Below are 10,960 nucleotides of genomic sequence, written 5' to 3' on the forward strand. Positions count from 1 at the left end.
GGCGCCGGCGGGCCCAGTTGCCAGCGATGCCGCTGCTGATCTGCTTCGTCGTCGTCCTGCTTGCCGCCACGGGCATCGCGCTGTGGCCGCTGTGGGTGCGGCGCCGGCGCGAGCGGCTGGCCGCCCGCCCCTTCCCGGCCGCATGGCGGCGGCTGCTGCGCCGCCATGTGCCGCTGGTGGCGCGGCTGCCGGCGCGGCAACAGCTCAAGCTCAAGGGGCTGATGCAGGTGTTCCTGGCCGAGAAGCCCATCCTGGGCTGCCGCGGCCTGCGCGTGACGGATGAGGTGCGCGTCACCATCGCCGCGCTGGCCTGCCTGCCGCTGCTGGGCGCGGCGCGCGGCGTCTACCCGGAGCTGCGCCAGGTGCTGGTCTACCCCGGCGCCTTCGTCGTGGACCGGCCGGTGACGGAGGGGGGCGTGCAGTCCGACCAGCGCCGTGTGCTGGCCGGCGAAAGCTGGAGCCAGGGCCAGGTGCTGCTGGCATGGGACGAGGTCAAGCGCGGCGCGGCCACGCCGGGCGACGGCCACAACGTCGTCATCCACGAGTTCGCGCACCAGCTGGACCAGGCGGGCGGTCGCGCCAACGGCGCGCCGGCGCTGCCGACGGCCGACGCCTACCGGCGCTGGTCGACGGTGATGCAGAACGAGTTCGATGCGCTGCGCTGGCGCTTGGCGAACGGTGAGCCGGGGCTCATCGATGCCTACGCGGCCACCGACCCGGCGGAGTTCTTCGCCGTCATCAGCGAGCTGTTCTTCGAGCGGCCCGTCGAGCTGGCCGCGATGCACCCGGCGCTGTATGCGGAGCTCTGCGGCTACTACCGACTCGATCCGGCGAACTGGACCTGACCCCAAAAAAGCAAACCCCGCCGAAGGCGGGGTTGTGCGGAGCGGATGACGGTCAGAACCCGAGGCTGGCCAGCAGGTCGTCCACGTCGTCCTGCTTGAGCGCCTTGTCGGGCGTCTGCACGCCGCCCAGTTCCTCGGGCTCGGCCGCCGCAGTGGGCGCGGGCAGCGACGAGATCAGGTCCTTGAGCGGCGGCTCGGCGCGCTCCAGCATCTTGCTGACCTTGTTGATGACCTGGCCGGAGAGATCCTGGAAGTCCTGCGACATCATGATCTCGGTGTGCAGCGACTTCTCGCGCGCCGCAAAGCTGGCGGCGTCGGCCGCGTAGGCGGCGCACAGCTTCATCAGCGCGCGGGCGCGGTCCTGGCTGATGTTGGTGGACAGCGCCAGGCGGTTCAGCGCGTCGGACAGCTCGCGGCCCTTCTTGCGCACGGCCTCGGCGTCTTCCTGCGCGGCTTCCACGAGGTTGAGCACCTTGGTGGCTGCCTGCTCGGTCATGCTGCGCACGTACTGCAGGCGCTCGCGCGCGTCGGGCAGCTCGTCCACCACGGTGTGCAGGATCTGGGCCGCATCGGCGCGGATCAGGGTCTGGATGGATGCGTCGGACATGCGGAACTCCCTGGTCGAACCGGGCAACAGCGACCGGATCGGGGCAGTTTAGGAGGCCTGCCCCGCCGCGCACAGCCCCCGGTGGCGGCCGAACGCGGCCTTTGTCACGGCGGCTGCAAACGTATTCAGCTCGGCGAGAGCAGCGCCCGCAACACCGTGACCTGCGCCACATCCAGCCGCCCGGCGGCCTGCGCCAGTGCCAGCTGGCGAAGCGCCACGGCGCGCAGCAGGTCGTCCGCCAGGCCGGCGCCGGCCAGCGCGTCGAGGTGGCGGGCCAGCACGCCGGCGTCGCCGCGCGCCACCGGCCCGGAGATGGCACCGGCCAGGCCGCGCGCCTGGGCGGTGTCCAGCGCGCCGCGGGACAGCGGCAGCAACGCGGCCAGCGTGTCATCCGGCGCCAGCCCGGCGGCCTTCCACAGCGCGCCGGCCTCGGCCAGCACGGCCAGCAGGCCACTGGCCGCCAGGTTGGCCGCCGCGTGATAGGCCGCGCGGGCCGGTGCCGACATCGGCGACGGCAGCGCCAGCGGCACCAGGCCCAGCCGCCGTGCCAGCGCCAGCAGCGCGGGGCGGTGGGTGTCGTCGGCCTCGATGCCCACGTGCGCGCCGGCCAGGCCGGCATCACCGGCCAGCAGCTTCAGCGGGTGGAAGCCGGCGGCGGCCGGCGCGGGCGCCAGCGCTGCCAGCGGCGTGGCGCCGCTGCAGTGCAGCGCCAGCTGGCCGTCGCGCCAGGGCAGCGCGGCAGCGGTCGCGGCGATGTGGTCGTCGGGCACGGTCAGCCAGACCCAGTCTGCCGCGCGCACCGCGGCCGCCACAGCGGCGTCGCCATCGCTGCGGCGCGCGACGACGACGTCTTCGCCCGCCGCCTGCAGCGCCGGCACCAGCGCCCGCGCCAGCCGGCCGAACCCGACGACGGCGTGCTTCATGTCTGCCCCTGGGCCGGCTCGGTAGCGGCCCAGCGCTCGGCCCTCGCAGCCATCAAGGCTTGACGAACTTGAGCGTCATGCGGTCGCTCTCGCCGATGGCCTGGTACTTGGCGCGGTCCTTGTCCTTCAGCGCGTAGGTGGGCGGCAGCGTCCAGACGCCTTCGGGGTGGTCGGCCGTGTCCTTGGGGTTGGCGTTGACCTCGCTGCGGCCGGCCAGCTTGAAGCCGGCGGCCTCGGCAAACTTGATGACGGTGGCCTCGTGCACATAGCCGTTGGGCGCCTTGGCGTCCTGAGCACGCGAGGCCGGCAGGCGGTGCTCCTCCACGCCCAGCACGCCGCCCGGCTTGAGCGCCTTGAAGGCGGCGTTGAAGACGTCCTGCGCCTTGCCGGAGCCCATCCAGTTGTGCACGTTGCGGAAGGTCAGCACGGCGTCGGCGGTACCGGCGGGCGCGATGTCCAGCAGGCCCTTGTTGGCATCGAACGCCGTGATCTTGACCTTGGCGTAGACGCCCATGGATTCCATCTTGGCCTTGAAGCGGGCGCTGCCGCCGTCGGCCGCGTAGAGCTGGCCGGCGTCGCGCAGGTAGGGCGCAAGGATCTCGGTGTACCAGCCGCCGCCCGGCGCCAGCTCGACGACGGTGTCGGTAGGCTTGATGCCGAAGAAGCTCAGCGTCTCGTAGGGGTGGCGCCAGGCGTCGCGGGCCACGTTGCCGACGAGGCGGTTGTCGGCCGCGACGGCGGCCTTCAGCGGATCGGCCGCCTGGGCCTGGGCGCCGACGGCGGCGAGCGTGAGGGTGACGGCGGTGAGCCAGGTCTTCATGAGCGGTGTCTCCTGTTGGGGCGGCCAGTATCCAGGCCCGCGAATACCCGTGACAAAGGTCAGCCCACCGGGCCCGTCACGCCGCCGCGGCCACCTCGCGGCCGGCGCACCAGGCCTCGAAGGCGTCGGCGGGCATGGGCCGGGCCAGGCCGTAGCCCTGCAGCTCGTCACAGCCCTGCTCGCGCAGGTGGGCCTGCTGGGCCGGCGTCTCCACGCCCTCGGCCACCACCGCCAGCCCCAGCCGGTGGGCCAGCGAGATCACCGCGTCGACGATGGCGCTGCCGTCCGGGCCGATGCCGATGTGGTCGACGAAGGACTTGTCGATCTTCAGCGCGTCGATGGGGAACTGGCGCAGATAGGCGAGGCTGGAGTAGCCGGTGCCGAAGTCGTCCAGCGACAGCTTGACGCCGAGGTCCTTGAGCCGGCGCAGCATCTCGATGCCCTCGCCGGGCCGGTCGATCAGCATGCTCTCGGTGACCTCCAGCTCCAGGCAGGCCGCCGGCACGCCGTGGCGGCGCAGGGCCTGGCCCACCACGCGGTCCAGGTCGCCGGCGTTGAACTGGCGGGCGGCCACGTTGACGGCGATGCGCGGCATGGCCAGCCCGTCGGCCCGCCAGCGTGCGAGCTGAGCACAGGCCTGGTCGATGACCCAGGCGCCGATCTCGAGGATCAGGCTGCTCTGCTCGGCAATCGGCACGAACAGGCCCGGCGGCACGAGGTCGGCGCCGCGCTGCCAGCGCAGCAGCGCCTCGGCGCCCATGACGCGGCCGCTGGCGGCGCCCACCTTGGGCTGATAGTGCAGCCGCAGCTCGCCGCGGTCCAGCGCGTGGCTGAGCGCCACCTCGATGTCCAGCCGGGCCACCGCCTGGCGGTTGAGGTCGTGCGTGAAGAAGCACAGCCGGTTGCGGCCCTGCTCCTTGGCGCGGTACAGCGCCGCATCGGCGTCGCGCATCATCGCCGTCGCATCGCTGCAGCCGTCGTCGGGGAACAGGCTGATGCCGATGCTGGCGGTCACGTAGACCTCGTGCCCGCCGGCCAGCGTGACCACCCGCGCGACGGCGTCGATGAGGTCCTGCGCGAGCACGGCGGCCTCCTGCGGGTCGTTCAGCGACTCGGCGATGACGAGGAACTCGTCGCCGCCCAGCCGGCCCAGTGTGTCGCCGCGGCGGATGCGCCCGCCCAGCCGGCGCGCCATCTCCACCAGCAGCTCGTCGCCGGCCGGATGGCCCAGGCTGTCGTTGACGGTCTTGAAGCCGTCCAGGTCGATGTAGAGCAGCGCCGTGCGCCCGCCGTGGCGCTGCGTGCGTGCCAGCGCCTGCTCCAGCCGCGCGATCAGCAGGCGGCGGTTGGGCAGCTCGGTCAGCGGGTCGTAGTTGGCCAGGCGCTGCAGCTCGGCCTCGTCGCGCTTGACGCGGGTGATGTCGGTGAACACGCCGACGTAGTTGGTGATGGCGCCGGCGTCGTCGCGCACGGCGCTGATCGTCAGCCACTCGGGGTAGATCTCGCCGTCCTTGCGCCGGTTCCAGATCTCGCCGCGCCAGTGGCCCTGCTCGGTGATGCCGCGCCAGAGCTGGCGGTAGAACTCGGCGTCATGCCGGCCCGAGTGCAGCAGCGCCGGCGTGCGGCCGATGGCATCTGCCGGCGCGTAGCCGGTGATCTCGGTGAACGCCGGGTTGACGCTCTCGATGCGGCCGGCCGCGTCGCAGATGATGACGCCGTCGCGCGTGCTCTCGAAGGCCTTGGCCCACTGGCGCTGGCGCTCCTCCTGCTGGCGGCGCTCGGTGATGTCGTGCACGACGCCGAAGATGCCGCTGACGCTGCCGTCCGCGTCGCGCAGCGGGCCCAGCGTGCGCAGGTACCAGCGCCGCCCCAGCGCCGTCGTCAGCGGCCCCTCGCTGGCGAGGGTGCGGCCGGACTCGGCGACCTCGGCGTTCAACGCCGCGATGCGCTCGCAGTCCTCGGGCGCCAGGAAGGCATCGGCCCGCGCCCCCAGCACGGCCTCGGCCGGCTGGCCGAGCGCGCGGCAGGTGGCCTGGTTCACGAAGGTGAAGCGGCCCTGCAGATCCTTGGTGAAGACCAGCGCCGGCGTGCTGTTGGTGACGGCCTCCAGCAGGTTCAGCGCGCGCAGCTTCTCCTCCTGCTCGGCGCGTTCGCGCCGGGTGGCCAGCAGCTCGCGGTGCTGCTGCAGGCCGTAGACGGCGAAGGCCAGCAGCAGCAGCGCGGCGAGGTCCGCGGCGACGATCCACAGCAGGTCGCCCCAGGCACGCTGGTACAGGCTGCCGGCGTCGGTGATGGCCAGCAGCGTCCAGCCGCCGCCGGCCGGCACCGCGGCGCCGACGAACGAACGCCCGGCGTCCAGCGTCGCGTCGAAGGCCAGCGGCGCCGGGCGGGCGTGCGCCCCACGGTCCGGCCAGCCCGCGGCGCCCGCCGGCGCGACGACGCGGCCCGCCAGCCCGGCGTCCGGCGTCGCCTCCAGCCAGTGCCAGCCATCGCCATGGCGCCGCGACAGCAGCAGCCGCAGGCCGGTCGGATCGCCCTCGCCAGGGCCCAGCAGCGCCGCCAGCGTCGGCGTCGCGTCGAAGCGCAGCACCAGCCGGTCCGCGCCGCCGCCGGCCGCAGGCACCGCCGGCACGCCCACCTCCACCAGCACGCGCTGCGGTGCGGCATAGGCGCCCTCGTTGCCCGTGGCGACGATGGCGACGTCCGGCCCCGGCGCCGCGACGCGGGCGTCCACGCAGCGCAGCTGCAGGCACAGCTCGCGCAGCTGGCCGGCCAGCACGGGCGGCAGGGCCTCGCCGGGCCGGCCGGGCGCCGGCAGCGGCTCGGCGTCGGCGTGCCAGCCCGCCACGTCGCGCTGCCGTTCCTGCAGCCAGGCGGACCACAGCAGGCCGCGCGCCTGCACGACGGCGGCCAGCGTCTGCGACACCTCGCGGCGCTCGCCACGCGACGCATGGATGGCGCCGGCCACGCCGACGCTGACGATGGCCACCGCCGCCAGGCTCAGCACGGCCATCAGCCGCCGCCCGCCGGGCATCTGCACCGTGGCGGGCAGGCTGCGGTGCCGCCACCCGGCCACGCCCACCCACAGCGCCGACAGCGCCACGAACACCAGCCCCTTCCACTGCCCCAGCGGGCGCAGCACGGCCAGCTCGGAGGACAGGTCGAACAGCAGCCGGTCGGACCACAGCACCCACGTCACGCCGAACACCGCGTACAGCAGCGCCGCCGTCAGCGCGCTGCGGTCTGCGCCGCGCAGCCAGCGCCGCGCCGCGCCCGGCCGCTCGCCGCCGATCACCGGCGGCTGCCAGAACGTCTTGCTCGCCGGGTCTCGCACCTGGGCCGTCCTCTTCGTCATGGGCGCGAATTCTGGGCACCGCCATCCGGCAGGGATCTGACCTGCATCAAGTCGCGCCGCTCGTTTCTCGCGTCAGGCGCGCGGATCGCGGTTCGATTTCACGGCAGCGGCGGGCGTTAAAGTCGCCGCCATCGTTGCGCCAGCAGCGCACGCCCGAACCCATGACCCTGCCCCACGTTGCCGTCCTCGACGACGAAGTCGACATCACCCAGTTGCTGGCCACCTATCTGCAGGCACAGGGTTTTCGCGTCAGCCAGGTGCACAGCGGCCGCGACCTGCTGGCGCTGATGGCGCGCGACCCCGCCGCGCTGGTGCTGCTGGACCTGGGCCTGCCCGGCGAGGACGGCTTCGTCATCGCTCGCCAGCTGCGCGAGCACTGGCGCTGCGGCCTGGTCATCGTGACCGGCCGCGGCGACGCCATCGACAAGGTGGTGGGCCTGGAGATCGGCGCCGACGACTACGTGACCAAGCCCTTCGACCTGCGCGAGCTGCTGGCCCGCGTGAAGGCCGTGCTGCGCCGCCTCGTGCCGGCCGAGCCGGCGCCGCCCGCGGCCGCACCCGCGCCGGTGCAGCGCCCGCAGCTGCAGTTCGCCGGCTGGACGCTGGACACCGCGGCGCGCCGCCTCGTCGACGCCGGCGGCGCGGAGGTGGTGCTGACCACCGGCGAGTTCGAGCTGCTGCAGGTGCTGGCCCGCCACGGCGGCCGCGTGCTGTCGCGCGACTTCCTGCTGGAGCAGACGCGCGGCCGCGAGGCGGCGCCGTTCGACCGCACCATCGACGTGCTCATCGGCCGGCTGCGCCGCAAGCTGGGCGACAACGCCGACGAGCCCCAGCTCATCAAGTCGGTGCGCGGCGCCGGCTACCTGTTCGTGCCCGCCGTCAGCCAGCACTAGCCATGGACGCCACCGCCCTGCACCAGGCCCTGTTCGCCGCGTCGGCGGATGCGCTGCTGCTGGTGGATGCGCGCGGCAGCATCGTGCTGGCCAACCCGGCCGCGACGACGCTGCTGGGCTATGCGCCCGAGGAGCTGGCCGGCCTGCCGGTGGACGCGCTGGTGCCCGACGCCATCCGCCCCCGCCACGCCGCCTACCGCGAGGGCTACGCCTACCATCCCCGGCCGCGGCCAATGGGCACGCAGATGGAGCTGGTGGCGCGGCGCAAGGACGGCTCGGAGGTCATGGTCGAGATCGCGCTGAGCCCGCTGCACGCGCAGGGCCTGCCCTACGTGGTGGCGGCCATCCGCGACATCGGCGCCTATCCGCGCGTGAAGCAGGCGCTCAAGCGCGCCCACTACGCCGAGCACCTGGCGCAGGTGGGCGGCATGGCGGTGGACACGCGCGACCCGCAGCAGCTGCTGCAGCGCGTGCCGCAGGTGGCCGTGCAGGCGCTGCAGGCGGATGCTTCCGCCGTGCTGCTGCTGGAGCCCGACCGCCAGAGCCTGCGCGTGGCCGGCTGCGCCGGCAACCTGCCCGCCGGCCACCTCGGCAGCCGCATGCCGGCCGGCGATGCGCGCCCCAGCCCGGACGGCACGCTGGCCGTGCCGCTGACCGACCGCGGCCAGAGCGTCGGCACGCTGACGGTGCGCCCGCGCGCGGGCGAGCGCTTCGGCGACGACGAGGAGCGCTTCCTGCAGTCGCTGGCCCACCTGCTGGCCACCAGCCTGCAGCGCACGCAGACCGAGGAGGCGCTGAACCACGCGCAGCGGCTGGAGAGCGTGGGCCAGCTGACCGGCGGCATCGCGCACGACTTCAACAACCTGCTGACCATCATCCAGGGCAATCTGCAGGTGCTGGAAGACCTGCCCGCCGTGGCCGGCGACGCCATCGCGCCGCAGCTGGTGGGCGCGGCGACCCGCGCCTCCAAGCGCGGCGCCGAGCTGACCGCCAAGCTGCTGGCCTTCTCGCGCCGCCAGGTGCTGCAGCCCACGCACGTGGACCTGGCCGCGCTGCTGGAGTCGCTGGCCGACATGCTGCGCCGCACGCTGGACCAGCGCATCCGCATCCGCGTCGACGTGGAGCACGGCTGCCCGCCCTGCCTGGCGGACCCGGGGCAGCTGGAGTCGGCGCTGCTGAACATCGCCATCAACGCCCGTGACGCCATGCCCGACGGCGGCGAGCTGGCCTTCTCGGCGCACCGCTGCGACACGCTGCCCGCCGAACTGGCCGGCGGCCGGCCGCGCGACTACCTGCTGATCGCCATCACCGACACCGGCGCCGGCATGCCCGAGGCGGTGCGGGAGCGCGCCTTCGAGCCGTTCTTCACGACCAAGGAGGCCGGCCGCGGCACCGGCCTGGGGCTGAGCACGGTGTACGGCTTCGCGAAGCAGTCGCGCGGCGCGGCGCTGCTGGACAGCACGCCGGGCCAGGGCACGACGGTGTCGCTGCTGCTGCCCGTTCATGCCGATGCGGCCGACGACGCCGCGGCCACCGCCGCGGACGGCGACGCCGTGCCGGCGGGGCTGCGCGTGCTGCTGGTGGAGGACGAGCCGGAGGTGCGCACCGTCGTGACCACCTTCCTGCGCACGCTGGGCTGCGAGGTGCGCGCCGTGGCGACCGCCGAGCTGGCGCTGGCCGAACTGGCGGCCGACGCGGGCTGCAGCCTGCTGCTGTCGGACATCGCGCTCGGCGCCGGCCTGCGTGGCACGCAGCTGGCGCAGCGCGCGCAGCAGCAGCAGCAGCACCCCGGGCTGGCGGTGCTGCTGATGTCGGGCTACTCATCGGAGCTGCTGGACGCCGACGAGGCCGCCGCCCACGAGCTGCTGCGCAAGCCCTTCAGCCGCGAGGACCTGGCACGGGCGATCGCGAGGGTGTTGAAAGCCCCTCGCCCGGGCTTGCCGCGCTGAACGCGGGCCAGCCCAGTCGGTCCCCCGAGGGGACGGCGACGCTCGCGGCATCGAGCCGCCAGCACGTCGCCTGAACGGGCCGGCTTGGGGCGGCCCGGCGCTCGGCCCGAAGGGCCAAGGTGCTGCGCGGCTTACTGCAGCGTCGTGCTGGCCGGCGCCAGGCTGCGCTGCACGTAGGCGCCCAGCGCCTGCACGTCGGGGATCTGCACGTCGCGGCGGCCGCGCTCGGGGAAGGCGATCAGCTGCTCGCGCGACAGGCGCGACATCGCGCGGCTGACGGTCTCCAGCGTCATGCCCAGGTAGTTGCCGATCTCGGCGCGCGTCATGCGCAGCGTGATCTGGTCGCAGCGCAGCCCGCGCTGGGCCATCGCGTCGGCCCAGTAGCGCAGGAACTCGGCCACGCGGGCGTCGGCGGACAGCGTGCACAGGCTCAGCAGCGAGTCGCGGTCACGCGTGATCTCGCGGCTCATCGCCTGGTGCAGCATGCCCAGCAGTTGCGGGTGGCTGGCGCAGGCGGCCAGCAGAGCGTCGTAGCGGATGCTCCAGACCTCGCCCGTGTCCAGCGCCACCGCGTCGCAGCCATGCTGGCCGGCGGCGATGCCGTCGAAGCCCAGCCAGTCGCCCTTGAAGTGCAAGCCCACGACCTGCTCGCGGCCGTCGGCGGCGAGGTTGATGGTCTTGAAGAAGCCCGAATTGATGACGTGCAGCATGCCGAAGCGCTCGCCGGCCTCGTAGACGCTGTCGCCGGCCCGCACGACGCGGCGCGTGATGGCGACATGGTCCTGCAGCAGCTGCAGCGTGCCGGCGATGCGCTCGGCCACGTCGTGCCGGCCCGCAGCCTGGGCGGCAGACGGGGCGCGGGTGCTGGCGGTGGAGGTGGCGGTCATCATGGCGGGGGCTCCTGGGGAAGCAGATTCGATGGACAGGAGCTTAAAAAGCGGCCGACAACCGCCCGACAACGATCAGCACCGCTCGGCAACACTCGGTAAACGGCGTGTAAACGCAGCGCCCGGCTTGATCTTCGTCAGACCCGCCGCGGCGGCGACGCCTTAGCCTGCGGCCGCCATGCTGCCCCACGCCTCACCCTGGTCTGCCGACAACGGCCTTGCGCTGATCGCCGACGCCGAGCGCCTCAAGCGCGCCGCCGCCAGCGACGCCGGCCTGCCCCAACTGCTGCGCGGCAAGCGGCTGGCATTGCTCAGCGACGACCTCGACGGCCCCTCAGCGACCGCCTTCGTGCGTGCGGCGACGGAGCTGGGCGGCCAGGTGGCCCGCGTGCGCGCCAGCGGCCTGGGCGACCGGCACGCGCGCAACCTGGCCTCGCTGCTGGGCCAGCTCTATGACGCCATCGAGTGCCAGGGCCTGCCGCAGGCCGAACTGGGCGAGTTGGGCCGGCACGCCGGCGTGCCGGTTTTCGACGGCATTGCCGACGCCGCGCACCCGCTGCGCCAGCTGGCCGACACGATGGACGGCGAGACTGCCTGCAACCACCGCCACCTGCTGCAGGCGCTGCTGGCCGCGGCGCTGGGCTGACCCCCACGCCGGACGCCGCACGACGGCCCGGCCGA

Annotated in this window: 9 protein-coding genes; 4 read left to right on the forward strand and 5 right to left on the reverse strand. The window is 73.8% G+C overall.

The window, feature by feature from the left end:
• Positions 1-26 precede the first annotated feature (26 nt).
• Positions 27-845, forward strand: a complete 819-nt coding sequence (locus AC1Q7O_RS14585; protein WP_492657822.1) for a M90 family metallopeptidase — start codon at positions 27-29, stop codon at positions 843-845.
• A gap of 52 nt (positions 846-897) precedes the next feature.
• Here AC1Q7O_RS14585 and AC1Q7O_RS14590 read toward each other — a convergent pair whose 3' ends face one another.
• From AC1Q7O_RS14590 to AC1Q7O_RS14605, 4 genes are all read right to left on the reverse strand, one after another.
• A complete protein-coding gene (locus AC1Q7O_RS14590; protein ID WP_492657823.1) occupies positions 898-1,452 on the reverse strand; it encodes a protein phosphatase CheZ in 555 nt (184 codons plus the stop codon).
• Between the two features lie 125 nt (positions 1,453-1,577).
• Positions 1,578-2,375 (reverse strand): DUF2520 domain-containing protein, encoded by a 798-nt coding sequence (locus AC1Q7O_RS14595; RefSeq protein ID WP_492657824.1) that lies wholly within the window; start codon positions 2,373-2,375, stop codon positions 1,578-1,580.
• A 52-nt stretch (positions 2,376-2,427) separates the two neighbouring features.
• Positions 2,428-3,195 (reverse strand): class I SAM-dependent methyltransferase, encoded by a 768-nt coding sequence (locus AC1Q7O_RS14600; protein WP_492657825.1) that lies wholly within the window; start codon positions 3,193-3,195, stop codon positions 2,428-2,430.
• A 76-nt stretch (positions 3,196-3,271) separates the two neighbouring features.
• Positions 3,272-6,550: an EAL domain-containing protein gene (locus AC1Q7O_RS14605; protein WP_492657826.1), complete on the reverse strand. Its 3,279-nt coding sequence runs from the start codon at positions 6,548-6,550 to the stop codon at positions 3,272-3,274.
• Between the two features lie 161 nt (positions 6,551-6,711).
• Here AC1Q7O_RS14605 and AC1Q7O_RS14610 point away from each other — a divergent pair, with 161 nt between their 5' ends.
• Together AC1Q7O_RS14610 and AC1Q7O_RS14615 are read left to right on the forward strand one after the other, a co-directional pair.
• Positions 6,712-7,443: a winged helix-turn-helix domain-containing protein gene (locus tag AC1Q7O_RS14610; protein WP_492657827.1), complete on the forward strand. Its 732-nt coding sequence runs from the start codon at positions 6,712-6,714 to the stop codon at positions 7,441-7,443.
• 2 nt (positions 7,444-7,445) lie between these two features.
• The gene (locus AC1Q7O_RS14615) at positions 7,446-9,392 is read left to right on the forward strand and encodes a PAS domain S-box protein (protein ID WP_492657828.1); all 1,947 of its coding nucleotides are present in this window, start codon (positions 7,446-7,448) and stop codon (positions 9,390-9,392) included.
• A gap of 131 nt (positions 9,393-9,523) precedes the next feature.
• Here the strand turns inward: AC1Q7O_RS14615 and AC1Q7O_RS14620 are convergent, their stop codons facing one another.
• Positions 9,524-10,282 carry a Crp/Fnr family transcriptional regulator gene (locus AC1Q7O_RS14620; protein WP_492657829.1) on the reverse strand — a complete coding sequence of 253 codons (759 nt, stop codon included), beginning with the start codon at positions 10,280-10,282 and terminating at the stop codon, positions 9,524-9,526.
• 175 nt (positions 10,283-10,457) lie between these two features.
• On the opposite strand from AC1Q7O_RS14620, the gene AC1Q7O_RS14625 reads away from it, so the two are divergent.
• Entirely contained in the window at positions 10,458-10,925 is a 468-nt protein-coding gene (locus AC1Q7O_RS14625; protein WP_492657830.1) for a Rossmann-fold NAD(P)-binding domain-containing protein, read from the forward strand.
• Positions 10,926-10,960 lie beyond the last annotated feature (35 nt).

It is taken from the genome of Roseateles sp. GW823-FHT07B05 (assembly GCF_058794515.1).

Coding starts and splice junctions, on each gene's coding strand:
- AC1Q7O_RS14610 (WP_492657827.1), top strand. CDS start 6,712: ATGACCCTGCCCCACGTTGCCGTCCTCGACGACGAAGTCGACATCACC.
- AC1Q7O_RS14625 (WP_492657830.1), top strand. CDS start 10,458: ATGCTGCCCCACGCCTCACCCTGGTCTGCCGACAACGGCCTTGCGCTG.
- AC1Q7O_RS14585 (WP_492657822.1), top strand. CDS start 27: ATGCCGCTGCTGATCTGCTTCGTCGTCGTCCTGCTTGCCGCCACGGGC.
- AC1Q7O_RS14590 (WP_492657823.1), bottom strand. CDS start 1,452: ATGTCCGACGCATCCATCCAGACCCTGATCCGCGCCGATGCGGCCCAG.
- AC1Q7O_RS14595 (WP_492657824.1), bottom strand. CDS start 2,375: ATGAAGCACGCCGTCGTCGGGTTCGGCCGGCTGGCGCGGGCGCTGGTG.
- AC1Q7O_RS14605 (WP_492657826.1), bottom strand. CDS start 6,550: ATGACGAAGAGGACGGCCCAGGTGCGAGACCCGGCGAGCAAGACGTTC.
- AC1Q7O_RS14600 (WP_492657825.1), bottom strand. CDS start 3,195: ATGAAGACCTGGCTCACCGCCGTCACCCTCACGCTCGCCGCCGTCGGC.
- AC1Q7O_RS14620 (WP_492657829.1), bottom strand. CDS start 10,282: ATGATGACCGCCACCTCCACCGCCAGCACCCGCGCCCCGTCTGCCGCC.
- AC1Q7O_RS14615 (WP_492657828.1), top strand. CDS start 7,446: ATGGACGCCACCGCCCTGCACCAGGCCCTGTTCGCCGCGTCGGCGGAT.